Source organism: Kamptonema sp. UHCC 0994, from assembly GCF_029167235.1.
Classification (GTDB): domain Bacteria; phylum Cyanobacteriota; class Cyanobacteriia; order Cyanobacteriales; family Microcoleaceae; genus Kamptonema.
This window is the reverse complement of sequence record NZ_JARFTR010000114.1, coordinates 1-17,393: the sequence shown is the minus strand read 5'-3', so window position 1 is coordinate 17,393 and position 17,393 is coordinate 1. Positions and strand designations below refer to the sequence as shown.

Annotated in this window: 15 protein-coding genes; 11 read left to right on the top strand and 4 right to left on the bottom strand. The window is 43.4% G+C overall.

The window, feature by feature from the left end; translation table 11 throughout:
• Positions 1 to 202: 202 nt before the first annotated feature.
• The 3 genes from PY364_RS11050 to PY364_RS11040 all read left to right on the top strand — a co-directional run bounded on the left by PY364_RS11050 (position 203) and on the right by PY364_RS11040 (position 2,689).
• Positions 203 to 817: a flavin prenyltransferase UbiX gene (locus PY364_RS11050; protein WP_275522518.1), complete on the top strand. Its 615-nt coding sequence runs from the start codon at positions 203 to 205 to the stop codon at positions 815 to 817.
• Positions 818 to 1,021: 204 nt separating this feature from the next.
• Entirely contained in the window at positions 1,022 to 2,014 is a 993-nt protein-coding gene (locus tag PY364_RS11045) for a hypothetical protein (RefSeq protein ID WP_275522516.1), read from the top strand.
• 144 nt (positions 2,015 to 2,158) lie between these two features.
• The gene (locus PY364_RS11040; RefSeq protein WP_275522514.1) at positions 2,159 to 2,689 is read left to right on the top strand and encodes a shikimate kinase; all 531 of its coding nucleotides are present in this window, start codon (positions 2,159 to 2,161) and stop codon (positions 2,687 to 2,689) included.
• Positions 2,690 to 3,229: 540 nt separating this feature from the next.
• Here the strand turns inward: PY364_RS11040 and PY364_RS11035 are convergent.
• Both PY364_RS11035 and PY364_RS11030 read right to left on the bottom strand, forming a co-directional pair.
• Positions 3,230 to 3,646 carry a hypothetical protein gene (locus tag PY364_RS11035; protein WP_275522512.1) on the bottom strand — a complete coding sequence of 139 codons (417 nt, stop codon included), beginning with the start codon at positions 3,644 to 3,646 and terminating at the stop codon, positions 3,230 to 3,232.
• Positions 3,647 to 3,672: 26 nt separating this feature from the next.
• Positions 3,673 to 4,077 carry an NIL domain-containing protein gene (locus PY364_RS11030; RefSeq protein ID WP_007357668.1) on the bottom strand — a complete coding sequence of 135 codons (405 nt, stop codon included), beginning with the start codon at positions 4,075 to 4,077 and terminating at the stop codon, positions 3,673 to 3,675.
• Positions 4,078 to 4,304: 227 nt separating this feature from the next.
• Between PY364_RS11030 and PY364_RS11025 the strand changes: the two genes are divergently transcribed.
• The 3 genes from PY364_RS11025 to PY364_RS11015 all read left to right on the top strand — a co-directional run bounded on the left by PY364_RS11025 (position 4,305) and on the right by PY364_RS11015 (position 9,468).
• On the top strand, positions 4,305 to 4,907 hold the full coding sequence (locus PY364_RS11025; protein WP_275522509.1) for a thioredoxin family protein: 603 nt from the start codon (positions 4,305 to 4,307) through the stop codon (positions 4,905 to 4,907).
• 93 nt (positions 4,908 to 5,000) lie between these two features.
• Positions 5,001 to 8,213 carry an efflux RND transporter permease subunit gene (locus PY364_RS11020; protein ID WP_275522507.1) on the top strand — a complete coding sequence of 1,071 codons (3,213 nt, stop codon included), beginning with the start codon at positions 5,001 to 5,003 and terminating at the stop codon, positions 8,211 to 8,213.
• A 67-nt stretch (positions 8,214 to 8,280) separates the two neighbouring features.
• Positions 8,281 to 9,468: an RtcB family protein gene (locus PY364_RS11015; RefSeq protein WP_275522504.1), complete on the top strand. Its 1,188-nt coding sequence runs from the start codon at positions 8,281 to 8,283 to the stop codon at positions 9,466 to 9,468.
• A 436-nt stretch (positions 9,469 to 9,904) separates the two neighbouring features.
• On the opposite strand, the gene PY364_RS11010 is transcribed toward PY364_RS11015, so the two are convergent.
• Positions 9,905 to 10,309, bottom strand: a complete 405-nt coding sequence (locus PY364_RS11010; protein ID WP_275522502.1) for a DUF4278 domain-containing protein — start codon at positions 10,307 to 10,309, stop codon at positions 9,905 to 9,907.
• 347 nt (positions 10,310 to 10,656) lie between these two features.
• The gene (locus PY364_RS11005) at positions 10,657 to 11,001 is read right to left on the bottom strand and encodes a BON domain-containing protein (RefSeq protein ID WP_275522500.1); all 345 of its coding nucleotides are present in this window, start codon (positions 10,999 to 11,001) and stop codon (positions 10,657 to 10,659) included.
• A 653-nt stretch (positions 11,002 to 11,654) separates the two neighbouring features.
• On the opposite strand from PY364_RS11005, the gene pgeF reads away from it, so the two are divergent.
• The 5 genes from pgeF to fghA all read left to right on the top strand — a co-directional run bounded on the left by pgeF (position 11,655) and on the right by fghA (position 17,236).
• Positions 11,655 to 12,557 carry a peptidoglycan editing factor PgeF gene (pgeF, locus tag PY364_RS11000; RefSeq protein ID WP_275522498.1) on the top strand — a complete coding sequence of 301 codons (903 nt, stop codon included), beginning with the start codon at positions 11,655 to 11,657 and terminating at the stop codon, positions 12,555 to 12,557.
• A 55-nt stretch (positions 12,558 to 12,612) separates the two neighbouring features.
• Positions 12,613 to 13,317, top strand: coding sequence for a response regulator transcription factor (locus tag PY364_RS10995; protein ID WP_343277569.1), 705 nt, complete (start codon positions 12,613 to 12,615; stop codon positions 13,315 to 13,317).
• A 116-nt stretch (positions 13,318 to 13,433) separates the two neighbouring features.
• On the top strand, positions 13,434 to 14,891 hold the full coding sequence (locus tag PY364_RS10990; protein ID WP_275522496.1) for a CHASE3 domain-containing protein: 1,458 nt from the start codon (positions 13,434 to 13,436) through the stop codon (positions 14,889 to 14,891).
• 103 nt (positions 14,892 to 14,994) lie between these two features.
• Positions 14,995 to 16,104 (top strand): S-(hydroxymethyl)glutathione dehydrogenase/class III alcohol dehydrogenase, encoded by a 1,110-nt coding sequence (locus PY364_RS10985; RefSeq protein WP_275522493.1) that lies wholly within the window; start codon positions 14,995 to 14,997, stop codon positions 16,102 to 16,104.
• A gap of 280 nt (positions 16,105 to 16,384) precedes the next feature.
• Positions 16,385 to 17,236, top strand: a complete 852-nt coding sequence (gene fghA / locus PY364_RS10980) for an S-formylglutathione hydrolase (RefSeq protein ID WP_275522491.1) — start codon at positions 16,385 to 16,387, stop codon at positions 17,234 to 17,236.
• Positions 17,237 to 17,393 lie beyond the last annotated feature (157 nt).

Here is a 17,393-nt window from a genome sequence, read left to right as displayed (position 1 = left end):
TTGCGAGCCAAGCGAAGCGCGTCAAGCGAAGCGCAGTTGCGAGGTACGAAGCAATCTGAGGGTACGAAGCAATCCCGAAGCAATCCCAAAGTCTTAATGATTGCCTCACGGAACTCGCAATGACATATACAGCAACCGCCAAGGCGGCGCTAGAGACGATCAATTGTGGAAACCCTCCTGCCTCCTGTATAACAACTAACAAATGACTAATAATAAACCTCTAATAGTAGGAATAACTGGTGCATCGGGATTAATTTATGCAGTAAGAACCATAAAATATCTATTACAAGCCGATTTTGCTGTAGAACTTGTCGCCTCTAAATCTACTTACATGGTTTGGCAAAGCGAACAAAATGTTAAAATGCCAGCAGAAATCAGTCTTCAGGAAGAATTTTGGCGCGAGCAAGCTGGAGAAGAAAAGGGAGGAAAACTCCGCTGTCATCCTTGGCAAGATGTGGGAGCTAATATTGCAAGTGGTTCGTTTCGCACTTTAGGAATGATTGTGATACCGTGTAGTATGAGTACGGTGGGAAAATTAGCGGCTGGGTTAAGTTCAGATTTGCTAGAACGAGCGGCAGATGTACAGCTTAAGGAGGGGCGAAAATTGGTTCTAGTACCTCGCGAAACGCCTTTTAGTTTAATTCACCTCCGCAATTTGACGGCTTTGGCAGAAGCAGGAGTTAGAATTGTTCCAGCGGTTCCTGCTTGGTATCATAATCCTCAGACAATTGAAGATTTGGTAGATTTTGTGGTAGCTCGTGCCTTAGATCAGTTGGATATTGACTGCGTTCCCCTCAAACGCTGGAAAGAAGATTAAAATGGTTAATAGTTAACAGTTAACTGTTAACTGTTAACTGTTAACTGTTAACTGTTAACTGTTAACTGTTAACTGTTAACTGTTAGTTGTTGGTTGTTAGTTGTTGGTTGTTAGTTGTTGACTGCCACTAAATCACCAATTACCAATTACCAATTACCAATTATCAATTACCAATTACCAATTACCAATTACCAATTAAAAAAAATGTCTATCGCTCGCGTTGTAGTATTTTTAGCAATTATTGGCTCTCTGACACTTTTTGTCCTACAAAATGCGTCGTTTTCGTTATCGCTGGTATTTCTAGGGATGCGATCGCAAACTCTACCCCTATCAATCTGGATTTTGATTAGTTTAGCAGCAGGAGTAACCACATCATTTTTGATTTCTGGTTTGTTGGCGTTCTCTAATTATTTAGCTGAAAAAGAATGGCGGACTCGAAATGGAGGCCCCAGAAGTCCAGATAGTTCCTCTGGCGGTACAAATCAAGTAACGCCGCCACCCTCTCCCAGAAAGCCTGATTTAGATCCTTCTGTTGCTAGTTGGCAAAATAGAGAAACTGAGGTTAATTATTCCCAGAAGATTGAAAATGAAACCCCAAGTAAGTACAATGTAAAGACATTTTTGCAGGAAATTTCTCAAGTCTTCTCTCCTAATGTCAATGCAGGCGTGGGGTCATTTACCAACGAAAAGAGTAATATTAGTGGGGAAAATGTAGGGGTTACAAGTCCTAATGAAGATATTGATGATGATTGGGTGGAGGTTGGCGTAGGCGAATCCAGCCGCAAGCATGGCGTTAGCAGTCAAAGTGATGATGATTGGGGAGATGAGGAAGAGCAGGAAACACCATCTAACAATGAGGATACAGAACAAAAACAGACTAATTACGAATCTCAGCAAGAACCGAAAACTCAGTCATGGTCTGGTTCTGTTTATTCTTATGGTTATCGTGAACCCAAGAATACAGGTGTGGGTCAAACTGAATCTGTCTACGATGCCAATTTTCGCGTGATTACACCGCCTTATACGCCAACGCCTTCTACGCCAACGCCTTCTACGCCACCAGTTTATACGCCGCCATCTCAGAGTGATGATTGGGAAGAGTCAAGGAATAATGATGATGAGGATTGGGGTTTGGAAGAAGATGATGAATTTGATGACGATCGCTCTTCGGATTTGCGTAAGCGCGATCGCAGTTAATTTGATTAAAGATTGTAGAACGAACTCACGCAAAACCATTAGTAACGCCGCCATCCTGGCGGTATCTTTACCGCCAAGATGGCGGCGTTACGTAAACTGTGAGTAAATCCGAGCGAAGATTAGGAAATATTGAAGGAATTGGCAATGGATTTATTAAAAGGAGTAAATCTCTATCTCGTCGGTATGATGGGTGCAGGGAAAACAACAGTAGGGCGCTGGTTAGCGTCGGAGTTAGGCTATCATTTCTTTGATACTGACGATCTAGTTTCAAAAGTAGCTCATCTATCTATTAGTGAAATTTTTGCTAGAGATGGAGAGGAGGCGTTTCGCGAGTTAGAAAGTCAAGTGCTTGGGGAACTTTCCGCCTATAAGAAGTTAATTGTAGCAACGGGCGGCGGTATTGTCTTGCGGCAGATGAACTGGAGCTATCTTCATCACGGGATTGTGATATGGCTAGATGTACCTGTGGAAGAACTTTGCGATCGCTTGCGGGAGGATAATTCTCGGCCTCTGCTGCGGGAGGGGGAACCCAGAGCGATACTGCAAAATATCCTTAACCAGAGACAGCGTTTCTATGCTCAAGCGGATGTCCGAATTGCTATAGGGAGTGAAACGCCTGAAGCTGTGGGAATGCGGATAATTGAGGAACTACAAGAAGTGGTCAAAAAGGGGTAACAAATGAACTTGAGGACTAGGAGATGGGGGGCGGGGGAGCAGGGGAGATGGGGAGCGGGGGAGAATAGGGGAGATGAGGAGAATTTTGCTTTTCTTCTGCGTTAGCATTCAGCTAATGTCTTGAGCCTTCTGTCCTAGAGCACTAAATCTTTTTGCCTTCCCAGTCCCTGCCCCTCTGCCCCCCGCTCCCCTTCCCTTCCCAACAAAAGGGCCCCACCGCTGAAGGCTGTAGGGCGCAAGGACAGTTAAACGCTTCTATAATTCTCTGCAAATCTAGCATGAATAGGATCGCTCATTGTGACGATTTTCAGAGTGTCCATTGAAAAAGGATTGCAGCGTATCAAAAAATGTAACGTGGACTTTACAAAACTACACTTACGATAGCTTGTTAGTAATACCTCATGCAATTTTTGTTAGCAGCTTCGCAGGCTGCTTTTTTTCTATTATCATTCTTGCAGAACTTTTCAGGATGGGAAGGAGAATTAATTTCTCTTCAATTAGCCATTAGCAATTAGCAATTAGCAATTAGCAATCAACTTTTTAAAACCAAAACTTTGCTGCTCCTCCAAACCCCAATCCAGCGAGAGAAACAACAGTCAAAATCCAAAAACCCTGCCACTTTTTAAAGCCATATGTTTGAATATCTAGTCTGGCTAAAGCTCCTGCGGAAAGTAGAACTAAACCAGTGGCAAAAAGATGCAGCCATGCTACAACTACAACTGCGAAAAAAGCAGTAGTAATGATGGAAAGAAAAGCTCCGACATCAGTTCTAAACCATCGAAAAATCAATGTTTTTACATTTGTTAGCGGAGCAGTTAAGATCCCAGATAACAGTAAGACTGCAACTACAGCTAAAATCCAAACCATTACGTTAGTATCAGATTTGGATAGAGTCCAGCCAAAGGTGCCATAAGTAACAAAAAGGATTGTTAGAGAACTCCAAGGAAGTTTTTTCACGGCTCTTGAGTCACCAAGATTGACCTCTAAAGGTTGGTGGAAATAGCCTGAACAGGACAGGTAGGAATGCACTGTTCGCAGACAATGCAACGCGATCGCGTAAAGGTTAGTTTAAATGTTTCTTTGTCTAAGGTCAAGGCTTCTGTGGGACAAACGCCGGTACAGAGCCCACAGTGTACGCAGATATCTTCGTCAATTAATATCTCTCGACTGGCGAGGGATACGGTAATATTTTGCGATCGCATCCAGTCTATAGCCGCGTCTAACTGGTCGATATCTCCTGCCAACTCTAGCACGAGTTTGCCTATTTGATTTGGGGCTACCTGGGCTCGGATAATGTTGGCAGCTACATTAAAATCCTTTGCCAGTCGATAGGTGACGGGCATACGGATTGAGCGTTGGGGAAAGGTTAGCGTTACCCGTTTTTTCACGCTCTATGTCCTCTGTATTCACAATTAATCTGTCTCTACTTCTGTTTTACCGCATTTGAGGCTGGATCGGAACTTAATTAATATTACAATCCAGACGTTTTTTTATTGTTTGCTGCTGAGGTACAAATTGTCCCCAAAATGTGGTACACTTTTAAACGAGAAACTTAATCAACCTAAGCAATCTCTATTACTGTTAAAAAAAGCACAATTAAAATTGCAATACTTCAATGAGTCCTAATTCACAAGAATCAACCCCTACGGCTGCAAGTCAGAAGTTGGAATCGAACACGGCGAAACGGCTGAGAAATTTATTGATTGTGTTGGCGGCGATCGCACTGACGATTTCCCTGTTTTTGGGACTGCAAACCGAGACACCATCAAATGCTCTAACGGAGATGGCAGAAACTTCGACCCCCCTAGAAGTTGCTGTCAGCAATGGCAAGCCGACTCTGGTAGAATTTTATGCTAATTGGTGTGGTAGCTGTCAGGCTATGGCAAAGGATATGGGGGAAGTGAAGGCGCAATACAGCGATCGCCTAAATTTTGCGATGTTGAATGTAGATAATAACAAATGGTTGCCAGAGGTACTGAAATACAGAGTGGATGGCATTCCTCACTTTGTATTCTTGAGCGATAAAGGAGATGCGATCGCTCAGACTATAGGCGAAGTTCCACGCAATATAATGGAATCAAATTTAGAAGCTTTAATTGCTGGTAAAGCCTTACCCTACGCGGAAACTACAGGTCAAGTTTCGAGTTTTAAACCACCAGTAACTCCTTCCAAAGCTAGCACCGCAGATCCGCTATCGCATGGCAGCCAAGTTCAGTAAACTAAGGAATAATATAGCTGAAGGAAGAAGGAAGAAGGAAGACGGAAGAAGGAAGATAGTGAAAAGTCAACAATCACTGAGGAATTTTGACAGATGGCGACTGACAAAACTGGATTAAGCATCAGCGCGATCGCAATTCGCCGCCATATCGGGACAATCATGCTCACCCTCGCGATCGCAGTCGTGGGCCTATTTTACATCACTCAACTCCCCGTCGATCTCCTCCCCTCCATCACCTATCCCCGCATCGGCGTGCGCCTTGAGGCCCCCGGAATCTCCCCAGAAGTAGCAGTTGACGAAATCACCCGCCCCCTAGAACAAGGACTCTCAGCCACCGAAGGAGTCACCCAAGTCTTCTCCCGTACCCGCGAAGGTCAAGTTAGCGTCGATTTATTCTTCAAACCAGGGGGAAACATCGACCAAGCCCTTAACGACGCAACCGCCGCTGTTAACCGCATCCGCAACCAACTTCCAGATACAGTCGAAGCCCCCAGATTATTTAAAGTTGACCCCTCCCAGCAGCCAGTTTACGAATTTGGTCTCACCTCAGACTCCTTGCGGGGAGTCGATTTGCGCGTATTTGCTGACGAAGAACTCGCCCGCGAGCTCAATGTCATACCAGGCTTAGCCGCCGTTGACGTTTCCGGCGGCGTACAAGAAGAAATCCAAGTCAACCTCGACTTAAATCGCCTACAAGCCTTGGGAGTCAACGTTTCCGACGTACTCTCCACCCTACAAGACCGCAACCAAGACACCTCCGGCGGTAGACTACAACAAGAATCCGGCGAACCCTTAACGCGGACAATAGGGCGCTTTCAAAATGCCAGTGAAATCCGCGATCTTTCCTTCCAAATCGCAGGTTCTAATCCCCCCAAACGAGTTTATATCCGCGACTTTGCCGAAGTCATAGACGGTACTGAAGAAGAACGAGTTAAAGTATTTCTCAATCAGAAACCCGCAGTAAAAATCAGCATTCAGAAGCAGCCCGATGCCAATACCATCACAGTCGTAGATGGTATTAAAAAGCGCCTCGAAGAGTTGAGAAAGTCGGGAGTAATTACCCCGGACATGACAATTACAACCACCCTAGATGAATCAAGATTTATCCGCGATTCTATTTCCAATGTATTGTTTTCAGGTTTAAGCGGATCTGTCTTAGCTGGTATTGCGGTGTTACTTTTCCTGGGTTCTCTACGACAGACCCTAATTATTGTCCTGGCAATTCCCCTAGCCACACTCACGGCTATTATTTTGATGGGACTGTTTCATCTGTCTATTAACATCTTCAGTTTAGGCGGTTTAGCCTTGGGCGTTGGGATTGTCGTAGACAACTCAATTGTGATGCTAGAAAATATAGTTGAGGGAGTTAATAAAAACAAAAGCAAAACAACTAACGGAAAAAGAACAAGCATCCTTGATGCAGCCGAAAAAAGTAGTCAAGAACTCGAATCAGCTTTATTTGCCTCTACTGCTACCAACTTAGTTGCCGTACTCCCATTTTTGCTAATAGGAGGCTTTATCTCCTTACTTTTCAACGAGTTAATTCTGACAATTACTTTCGCCGTAGCTGCTTCTTTAATTGTCGGTTTAACAATTGTCCCGATGATGACTTCTCGCCTATTAGCTGTGAGAGTTTCCAGCGGTGTCGGCCAATTTTGGGCATTGCGGGCATTTAATCGCTCCTTCCACAGCGCTACATTAGGCTACGGCAGATTTTTAGGAGCAATTCTGCGGTGGCGGTTAATAATAATTGTACTTGCTATTGTCATTTTGGGTTTCAGTAGTTTGCAGATGGTTGGTCAAATTCCCCAAGAAATTTTACCCAGAATTAATACTGGTCAAGCTAGATTATTTGCTCAGTTTCCAGCGGGTACAAACTTGGAAACTAACGAAAAGGTGATGAAAACAGTCGATGAACTTCTCATCAAGCAGCCAGAAACTTTGTATACTTTGACAACTGCGGGAGGGCTACTTTTTGGTAACAATACCGTTGAAAACTTACTTAGGGGAAGCAGTACAATTACTCTAAAACCAGGAACGGATGTTGCCGATTTTGTGGAGCGCATGACTCAGGAATTAAATAAACTGAAATTAGTAGATACTCGCCTACGTTTAGCACCAGAAAACGTGCGCGGTTTAATTCTGACTAATTCTCCCGTGCGGGGTGGTGAAGTTGACTTAATTCTTCAAGGCGAAAATCCAGAAATATTGCAACAAACAGGGCGGCAAATATTAAAAACCTTTGAGGAAAAGGTTAAATTAGTCAGGTTTAGACCCGATGGAGATCCTCAGCAACCGGAGGTACAAATCCGCCCTGACTGGGAAAGATTGGCAACTTACGGATTTAGTGCTAGAGAAATTGGAGAGTCGATTCAGACAGCAATTCAAGGTGCAGTTCCAACTCAGTTACAGCGGGGAAATCGGTTAATAGATGTGCGGGTACAATTCGACCGCAACTCTGTCAAATCAGTATCAGAACTAAGTTATATTCCTTTATTTGGCAGCAATAATAACGTAATTAGATTGAGTGATGTGGCGACTATTAATCTAGGTAAAGCCCCTGGGGAAGTTCAACGCCTGAATCAGCGCCAAGTGTTCTTAATTGTTGGTAATTTGAATAAGGGTGCAAGTTTAGGTGAAGCTTTACAGCAAGTAGATGCGGTGGTAAGTGAATTGAAGTTACCGCCAGGAGTACGAGTTGTACCGAGTTCGGCGGCTGAAACTAATCAGGAATTGCAATCTTCTCTGAAAATATTGGGTGGGTTAGCGGCTTTTTTAGTATTTGTAGTGATGGCCGTACAGTACAATTCTCTAGTTGACCCGCTAGTGATTATGTTAACAGTACCTCTGTCTTTGGCTGGGGGGATTTTAGGGCTTTATGTAACTAAAACTGCGATTGGGGCGACGGTAATTGTCGGTGCGATTTTATTGGTGGGAATTGTGGTTAATAATGCTATTCTAATGGTGGAATTGGCAAACCAAATTCGGGAAGAAGAAGGAGTTGACCGAAAAACAGCAATTGTCAGGGCCGCACCTCAACGTTTACGACCGATTATGATGACGACAATTACCACAGTTTTGGGTTTATTTCCTTTAGCTTTGGGGATTGGCGATGGTTCGGAGTTTCTGCAACCGCTAGGGGTGGTGGTGTTTTCGGGTTTGTCTCTGGCAACGGTATTGACTCTGTTTATTATTCCCTGTTTTTATATTTTGCTGCACGACTTTTTTGGGTTGTTTGCAGCGAAGAAGGGGCCGGTAACGCCTGGGATTGGTTTGCAGAAAACAGCAAGGAAATCTACCCCTTGACATTTATACTACAATCATGTAGCATAAATTTACAAGCTGATATAGACTAGACAAAGGCAACAGGCAAATGCCGTACCAACAATTAGAATTTTCCACCTCAACCTCAACCCCAGTGCTGTCTTGGGCGAATCATGGTCTTAGCAATGATGAATCTAAGATGGCGCAAAATGTAGCATCTTTACCATTTGTCTTCAAGCACGTTGCACTAATGCCTGATGTCCACTTGGGTAAAGGTGCTTTAGTTGGTTCAGTTATTGCTACGAAAGAAGCGATTATTCCTGCGGCTGTGGGCGTTGATATTGGTTGTGGTATGGCTGCGATCAAAATGCCATATAAAGCTGACAAACTAGAAGGTAAACTCAAACAAATTCGCCTCGAAATTGAAGCAGCAATCCCAGTAGGTTTTGCCGAGAATAAAGAAGTTGAAAAAACTGTTACTAACTGGCAAGGATGGCGCGATTTCAAAGAACTTCATCAAGGCGTTCGACGTTCCGAAGGCAAAGCCTTAAAACAACTGGGTTCTCTCGGTGGTGGCAATCACTTTATTGAGGTTTGCATTGATACTGAAAACTTTGTTTGGCTGATGTTGCACTCTGGTTCGCGCGGTATTGGCAATATGTTAGCTCAACATCATATTGACACTGCAAAAGAGTTAGCGAAACTCGCAGAAATTTCTCTCCCTGATAAAGATTTAGCTTATTTTGTAGCAGGTACGCGAGAGTTTGCTGCCTATTGGCACGATTTACAATGGGCTCAGAATTATGCGAGTTTTAACCGTGATGTAATGATGGCTCGTTTTAAGCGAATTGTTGAGAAGCACATCGCGGGAGGTAAACCTACTAAGCCAATTTTACAGGTAAATTGCCATCACAATTATGCAGAAAAAGAGCTGCATTATGGTGAAGATGTGTATGTCACTCGTAAGGGTGCTGTGCGTTCGCGGGTTGAAGATTACGGAATTATCCCTGGTTCAATGGGGGCAAAATCTTTCATTGTTAAAGGCAAAGGCAATGCGGAAAGTTACTGTAGTTGTTCTCATGGTTCGGGAAGATTAATGTCTCGCAATAAGGCAAAAAATGTGTTTACGCTGGATGATTTAATTGAGCAAACTAAGGGAGTTGAGTGCCGCAAAGATGAGGGGATTTTAGATGAAATTCCAGGGGCTTATAAGCCGATTGATGAAGTGATGAACCAGCAATCAGACTTAGTAGAAGTGGTGGCAACGCTTAAACAAGTAGTGTGCGTTAAGGGTTAAAAACGTAACGCCGCCGTCTCGGCGGTATCTTTACCGCCGGGACGGCGGCGTTACAAACAATTATAAAAAATACCCTGAAAACCCTGTGACTTTACTCCAGGGATGAAAGGGCTAGCGCGAATTTATCCTGCCCACTCGTCTTGACAAACTGATTTAGGTTTGTTATTTTAGGGCAACGAACGAAGGTTGGTGAAAAACCCGACAGTCGCAAACCGTAAGTAAAACAAGTAGCCATAGACTCTAACATGAGCGAGTGGGTAGTGGGTATCTGACTTACCCTTTAAGAACCCAAATTTGGGCGGATTCATCCCCCAAATTTTGTCCTTAAGAATCCCCGCGTCTTTAGACCGGGGAGTGTCAAAGGCGGACAATAAGAAACCCAGTTGAGTAACTGGGTTTCTTGTGATTACCTTTCAAATTTGTTGTCCCCAGATATTTAACAGGCCATTTGCGCGGCTTCACTTTCTAGCAACCGGAGCAATCTTTCATCGCCTTTAGCTTTGGCTACTTGCAGTCGGCGGTCGAGGATATTGCAGAGGTTGGTGCGGTGGACTGTGGCAATGTCGGGTACTGCTGTGCAGGCTTTGGCGCGGGAGGGAACGATCGCGCGAACAGGCTCTACAACTGTTTTGGCAACAACGATTTCAGGTTTTTGAGTTCTTTTGGTGTTGTATTCTGCGCCGCGATATTTCAGATTGTATGTCTGTTCAGGAACGGGAATATGTCTGGGATAGCGGTAGTTCCAGCTTTGACCCCTATATTTGCCGCCGATTTCGCCTTCGACCATCTCGACTGCGGAAATGTCGTTTTCGTAGTTAGTGCCGCGATAAGTCAGTTTCATATTTTTTGTTCCTTTTATGAGTAGGGGACTGGTTTTAAGGTCTGATGTCCTTCCCTGATGAAAAATTTTCTTTCTTTCTGTATTGTATTTTACTGTTTTGCAAAATAACAGGGTTCGTTGACAAAATTTAATATTTCGACTTATTTTTAGCTAGGGGCTAGGGAAAGCAGGGGCTAGGATGCTACGATGCTCAGGAAGAAGGGAATAGAATAAGCTGGTTTCAGCAATGAGCGAGTGTCCTAACTGCCAAGAAGCTTGCTATCTCTGAAATTTCGCTGATTAAACGACAAAGCCCGCCAGAGCGGGCTTGAGGGTAAATTAGGGGTAGAAAAAGCGATCGCTAATGACTAGCCGACTGTCACCTGATCGGTTTGTACAGCGGTTGCTCCTTCCTCACTGGAAGCGATCGCCACCAGCTTATCTAGGATCTCCTGACTTGGCACAGTCCCCTTAAGTACAACAGTGCTGCTGAGCTGAGCAACATAGACAGAATCGATATCAGCAACTTCAGCATCGTTGTCAAAAGCGAGGGCTACCCGCTTCGCCAAGCCGCTCTCGTCAAAATTCCCATCTGGGCCAACCTTAGCTGGGGCAATGGATTGAGCCGCTGCTGCTTGCTGCACCACCTGCGTCATTGGTTCAGCGGGGGTTTCAGGCTTTTCTAGTCCGAATAATCTTTTAAACCAGCCCATAGTAGATATCTCCTTAAAAGATGATTGTTTACAAGATACATCTATCAGCTCAGCACTTACCAACTCATAAAGACAGATCCTCCCATATTTTCATCATCAGTACCTAGAACCAAGCCGCCTGAAGCTCCCAGCACGAGTTCAATTCCTTCTATTTTGTGGTAAGGCAAGTGACATATCCTACAATAAAAAGTAATTCTAATAATAATTATGTTTTAGTCAGGAACTCAGGTCTAAAGACACTGAGCTTGTAAGAGCAAGTCTCGGATCTTGCTATTCTGACCAGCCTCAGTCTTAACTGACTACGTTATTTGGGTCACGACACCCCGGAATGCGAAGCTAGTTCCCTGCTCTGTCGTTTGCAATTAAACAGTTCTAAAGTCACTGGAACAGTGTTGCAAGCTTAACAAGCCCTGATAACATTGGCGAAGCTAACATTACCCCGCAAGGGAGGCCCCACAAGGGCAACCATTATGCGTACAGGATTGCAAGGCTTGAAATGGTAATTGTCCCATTGAAAGTACATTACAAAAGTACACCAAGCTAAGCAATCCCAAGGCGGTAATGGATACGAAGATTCACGGTGGTTAAAACCACCCGCGTCGTTTCCCTATAAGGTCTAAAGACTCTGAGTTTCCCACTTACCGAGCTTTTTTATGAGTGTAACTCGCGATCGCATTCCCAATGTAACCACTTCTGACAAATCTAGCCAACCAGATAGCGTAACTTGGCAATGGCGAAGTTGGGAAGGATTACCCTACCTAACTTGCAGCTTACTCGACTCTTGGCGGCACGGCTTCTTTACTCAAAATTTCTCCCCGAAAACACCCTCAGACTTAGTAGAAGTCCTCCATCCCCAGGCGCGAGTTTACCGCGTTAAACAAGTACACGGCAAGGCTGTACTCAAAACCAGTGAAATCCGCCCCTTTTCCATTCCTGATGAGGATGCCACAAGTACGGGTCAAAACTCCTCGGAAACCTTGGTTGAAGCAGACGGAATCCTTACAAAGCAAGAGTTAGAGGCGGTGTGGGTTTGTTCTGCTGACTGCGTACCGGTGTTGATTGCTGATGTGGAAACCGGACAAGTCGCCGCCGTTCATGCTGGTTGGCGGGGGACTGCTACTAAGATCGTACCGGAAGCGATCGCACATTTTGCAGCCAGTGGCAGTCAACTCGCAAATTTGCGCGTAGCTTTAGGGCCTGCGATCGCAGGTAATGTTTACCAAGTATCATTAGATGTGGCAATCCAACTTGGTAGAACCATTGCCCCAGAACTTGCTGATAATTCCACAGATTTACTGGAATTTTTGCAACAAATGCCAGAGGCACCTGTGTTACCCGATTCCCAGCCAGGAAAGGTACGCTTAGATGTGCGGCGGTTTAATGCTTTACAATTGGAGCAATTAGGGATTAATCTTGAGCAAGTGGCGATCGCACCTGAATGTACCTACTCTAACCCAACTCACTTTTATTCCTACCGCCGCGATGGGCTCAAAAAAGTGCAGTGGTCTGGAATTGTGAGCACCAGCCGGGGGTTAAAAACCCCGTCTCATAACTAAAGTCGGTTAAAACCGACTAAAAAGCTAATCTGATAAAGTAAAGCCACAGAGCGCAATGGTAGCACAAATGTCAGCACGACTATTATTAGTAGATGACGAGCCTGGATTGCGAGAAGCAGTACAAGCTTACTTGGAAGATAGCAACTTTAATGTTGACGTTGCCAGCAATGGTCGCGAAGGGTGGGAATTAATGCAGAAAAATCCCCCTGACTTGGTAATTTCTGACATTATGATGCCCCAAGTTGACGGCTATCAATTTCTTTTGCAAATGCGCGAAGACCCTCGATTTAAAGCAATGCCAGTCGTGTTTTTGACCGCCAAAGGGATGACAACAGACCGCATCCAAGGCTATCAGGCTGGTTGCGACGCTTATATTTCTAAACCTTTTGACCCTGATGAACTCGTGGCAATCGTCACAAATTTGTTAGTACGGCGGGCCGCTGCGAAAGAGGCTGGCGAAAACGCAGAAACTCCTGATATTACAGCGTTGGCAAATCAGATGGCGAGAATAGAGTCATTATTGACAGGACGCTCTGCGATCGCGCAATCCCCATCACCAATTAAAATAGACTTAACTCCGCGAGAACAAAGCGTTTTAGATTTAGTCGCCCAAGGCTTGATGAATAAAGAAATTGCCCGTCGCCTAGAAACCAGCGTCCGCAATGTAGAAAAATACGTCAGCCGCCTGTTCACTAAAACTGGTACTAATAGCCGCACGGAGTTAGTGCGCTACGCTCTCGAACATGGCCTAACTAAATAAATAAATAGTAACAGGCGATCGCACTTTCAACTCTATATCACTTAAGCATTACTTACTTAGGGCTTGCTGAATAACTTAAGAAAAATCGCGTAGGCTATATTAAACGGTACAAAAAAATGTCTCAAAATATTTTTCGGCTGAGTCGAGTAGTAATATTTGGATTTGGCTCTATTTTTCTGCTAATGATTGCCATCGGATTTTTATCTAAATTGAGTCTGGATAAATTAATTGAAGCTGTGGATTGGCAAACCCATACTTATCTAGTCAAGACAAATTTGCAAGCCTTAGAAAAAGATTTAGTGGATGCGGAAACAGGACAGCGGGGATTTCTGTTCACTAATAAACAGGAATATTTAGAACCATATTATAGTGGAAGAATTGCATTCTTGAAATCAATCATTCAGCTAAAAAAATTAATAAAAGATAACCCAGAACAATTAAAAAGATTGGAGAAAGTTGAAAAAATAGCCCAGAAAAAGCTAGATGAATTAGCTGAAACTATCTCGCTAAAAAAAGCTGGAAAAGACCAAGATGTAAAAAATTTAGTCCTATCAGATCGAGGCAAAATGTTCATGGATGAAATCAGGAATGATTTAACAGAAATGCTGAAAATAGAAGATGAACTCCTGCTAAAACGATCGAAATCAGCAAAAGAGTCAGCGCAATTATCAATGTTTATTTCTAGCGGTGGGATATTTTTTACTTTAGTATTTGGTGTATTCATTGTCTTATTGATTTATCGTAGTATTATTCTACCAATCAAGCAGATAACAAATACAATTGCCAGTTCTTTTACAGAAATTGCCACTACTGTTGAACAGCAAGAACGCAATGCTAGAGAGCAATCTAGTTATGTGAATCAAACTAAGATCGCAATGGATGAGTTAGGCGTTTCTTCCCAAGGATCGGCCGATCAAGCTCAATCTGCGACTAAATCGGCACAGCAAGCTTTAACCAGCATTGAATTCGGAAATATTGCTGTACAGCAAACTCTGGAATCAATGAAAATTTTGAAACAAAAAGTTGAAGAGATCGCTCTACAAATTGAGCAATTGAATAAAAAAACTAATCAGATTAGTAATATCTCTAGTTCGGTGACAGATTTAGCTAATCAAACTAATATGCTAGCCCTCAATGCCTCAATAGAATCTGTGCGCGTAGGTGAAAATAGGAAAGGTTTTGCAATCATCGCTACAGAAATACGCAAACTAGCAGATCAAAGTAAAAAATCTGTTGAGGAAATTAACTATCTTGTTATTGATATTAAGAAGGCGATCGATTCTACCGTAACTGTAACAAGTGAAGGTACTAATACATTACAATTAGGAAGCGAAATTACTAAAAAAACAGTAAATGCTTTTGATGGGATAGCCAATGCTGTTAACAATATGCTATTAAATAATCAACAAATCTCTCAAACTGCCCAACAACAGGCGATCGCCATTCAACAAGTAGTCGATGCGATGAATATGATTAATCTGTCAGCGAGAGAAACGGCTAGTGGTATTAGTCAAACCAAAATAGGCACACAGCAACTGAATCAAGCTGCTCAAAAGCTCAATTTAATTATTTAAGACCAATCATTAAAAAGTAATTGAGATATCTCATGTAATTCGGAAAGTAGCGTTACAAAGTGGTGCATAATTTTTATTAACAAACATACTAAAGGTGCAAAACATGGATGTTAAAGCAGCAGTAGCTTTCAGTGCAGGCAAACCACTAAGTATTGAAACTGTACAGCTTGAAGGGCCAAAAGAGGGCGAGGTGCTGGTCGAAATCAAGGCTACGGGAGTGTGCCACACTGACGCTTATACGCTTTCTGGTGACGATCCTGAAGGTTTGTTTCCCGCTATTTTAGGCCATGAGGGAGCGGGAATTGTTGCAGAAATTGGGCCCGGTGTTACGAGCGTGAAAGTTGGCGATCGCGTCATTCCTCTCTACACTCCAGAATGTCGTAATTGTGAATACTGTCTTAGCAGAAAAACGAATCTTTGTCAAGCAATTCGCTCTACTCAAGGGCGCGGTCTGATGCCAGATGGTAGTAGTAGATTTTCAATTAATGGGGAGATTATTCATCACTACATGGGAACATCTACCTTTGCTAATTATACTGTATTGCCAGAAATTGCGGTAGCAAAAATTAGGGAAGATGCCCCTTTTGATAAAGTTTGTTTAATTGGGTGCGGCGTTACAACTGGTATTGGTGCTGTTATTAATACCGCGAAAGTAGAACCGGGAGCAAATATCGTAGTTTTCGGTTTGGGCGGCGTAGGTTTGAATGTAATTCAAGGTGCTCGGATGGTGGGTGCTAACATGATTATCGGCGTAGATATCAATCCCGCTAAGCGAGAGTTAGCTGAGAAATTCGGGATGACTCACTATGTAAATCCCAAAGAAATCGAAGGTGATTTAGTACCTTACTTAGTGGATTTAACTAAAGGCGGAGCCGACTACACTTTTGAATGTATCGGCAATATTAATGTCATGCGTCAAGCTTTAGAATGTTGTCATAAAGGTTGGGGAGTAAGTGTAATTGTCGGGGTAGCGGGAGCTGGCAAAGAAATTAGTACCCGCCCGTTTCAGCTAGTAACTGGGCGAGTTTGGAAGGGGACGGCTTTTGGTGGCGCGAGGGGTCGCACTGACGTACCTAAGATTGTAGATTTATACATGGATGGTAAAATTAATATTGATGATTTAATTACTCAGGTGATGCCAGTTGAGCGGATTAATGAGGCTTTTGATTTGATGCACAAAGGTCAATCAATTCGTACTATTATTACCTTTTGATGGATATACAGCATTTCTCAGGTAGATGAGGTACACCTGCTAATTGCTAATTGCTAATTGCTAGTTGCTAGGAAGTACCTTACTTGCGAAAGAAGCGCTATATTCCAATACGGTTCAGTTAATGTTTTTTTGGTCATTGCGAGCGAATAGCGAAGCAATCGCAGTATCTGTTTTTCACAGGGTTTGGTCTCCATGAGTGTCTTATCTGAACCGTATTGCGCTATATTCTTACTCCTGAATTCCAATTCCTCACTCCTAATTTACCTCAATAATGGGTGTTATGTCTGAATCTCCTAAACTGCAAAGAGAATATACAAGTTTTGGCGGTAAAGTTGGCTTCTACAGCCATCATTCCGCTGCTTGTAATACTGAGATGAATTTTGCAATTTATCAGCCACCGCAGGCAAAATCTCAGCCAGTCCCAATCCTATATTTTCTATCAGGTTTAACCTGCACTGAAGAGAATTTTATGCTCAAAGCAGGGGCGCAACAATTTGCAGCTAAATACGGGTTGATGTTGGTTGTACCTGATACGAGCCCTCGCAATACTGGCATTCCTGGTGAGGATGATACCTGGGATTTAGGCAGCGGTGCAGGCTTCTATCTGAATGCAACTGTTGAACCTTGGAAAGCTCACTATCAAATGTACAGTTATGTGGTGGAGGAGTTGCCTAATTTAATTGCAGAGCATTTTCCAGTAATACCTAAAAAACAAGGAATATTTGGTCATTCAATGGGAGGACACGGCGCGTTAATTTGTGCTTTAAAAAATCCCAATCTTTTCCTTTCTGTTTCAGCTTTTGCGCCAATTTGTGCGCCAATGCGTACTCCTTGGGGGCAAAATATTTTCACTAATTATCTGGGTGATAATCGAGAAAATTGGCGGGCTTATGATGCTAGTGAATTGGTACTTGAGGCACAATATAATAGCCCTATTCTCATTGACTGTGGTACAGCAGATTCATTTCTGGCTGAGGGCCAACTATTACCAGAGGTGTTCAGCGATGCTTGTGAAAAAGCGCGGCAACGTTTAACTCTGCGAATGCAGGAAGGTTACGACCATAGCTATTATTTTCTCTCGACTTTTGTTGAAGATCATATTCGCCATCATGCTACTATTTTGTGCGGTTGAACTGTCAGGAAAATAGGGGCGGTTAAGGACTTGATATTGGCAGGATCGTTTTTGAAAAAGACCTAACACCCCAACTCTTATAGGGGAGTGAGAGTTTGACGTTAACAGGACTTAGACACACTTTATGTAACGCCGCCATCCTGGCGGTTTCTTTACC

Bases quoted from the DNA above. Each gene is read 5' to 3' on its own strand.
- PY364_RS11005 (WP_275522500.1), bottom strand. From the start codon at position 11,001: ATGGGCTGGTTTAAAAGATTATTCGGACTAGAAAAGCCTGAAACCCCC.
- PY364_RS11050 (WP_275522518.1), top strand. From the start codon at position 203: ATGACTAATAATAAACCTCTAATAGTAGGAATAACTGGTGCATCGGGA.
- PY364_RS10995 (WP_343277569.1), top strand. From the start codon at position 12,613: ATGGTAGCACAAATGTCAGCACGACTATTATTAGTAGATGACGAGCCT.
- fghA (WP_275522491.1), top strand. From the start codon at position 16,385: ATGTCTGAATCTCCTAAACTGCAAAGAGAATATACAAGTTTTGGCGGT.
- PY364_RS11025 (WP_275522509.1), top strand. From the start codon at position 4,305: ATGAGTCCTAATTCACAAGAATCAACCCCTACGGCTGCAAGTCAGAAG.
- pgeF (WP_275522498.1), top strand. From the start codon at position 11,655: ATGAGTGTAACTCGCGATCGCATTCCCAATGTAACCACTTCTGACAAA.
- PY364_RS11045 (WP_275522516.1), top strand. From the start codon at position 1,022: ATGTCTATCGCTCGCGTTGTAGTATTTTTAGCAATTATTGGCTCTCTG.
- PY364_RS10990 (WP_275522496.1), top strand. From the start codon at position 13,434: ATGTCTCAAAATATTTTTCGGCTGAGTCGAGTAGTAATATTTGGATTT.
- PY364_RS11020 (WP_275522507.1), top strand. From the start codon at position 5,001: ATGGCGACTGACAAAACTGGATTAAGCATCAGCGCGATCGCAATTCGC.
- PY364_RS11010 (WP_275522502.1), bottom strand. From the start codon at position 10,309: ATGAAACTGACTTATCGCGGCACTAACTACGAAAACGACATTTCCGCA.
- PY364_RS10985 (WP_275522493.1), top strand. From the start codon at position 14,995: ATGGATGTTAAAGCAGCAGTAGCTTTCAGTGCAGGCAAACCACTAAGT.
- PY364_RS11015 (WP_275522504.1), top strand. From the start codon at position 8,281: ATGCCGTACCAACAATTAGAATTTTCCACCTCAACCTCAACCCCAGTG.
- PY364_RS11040 (WP_275522514.1), top strand. From the start codon at position 2,159: ATGGATTTATTAAAAGGAGTAAATCTCTATCTCGTCGGTATGATGGGT.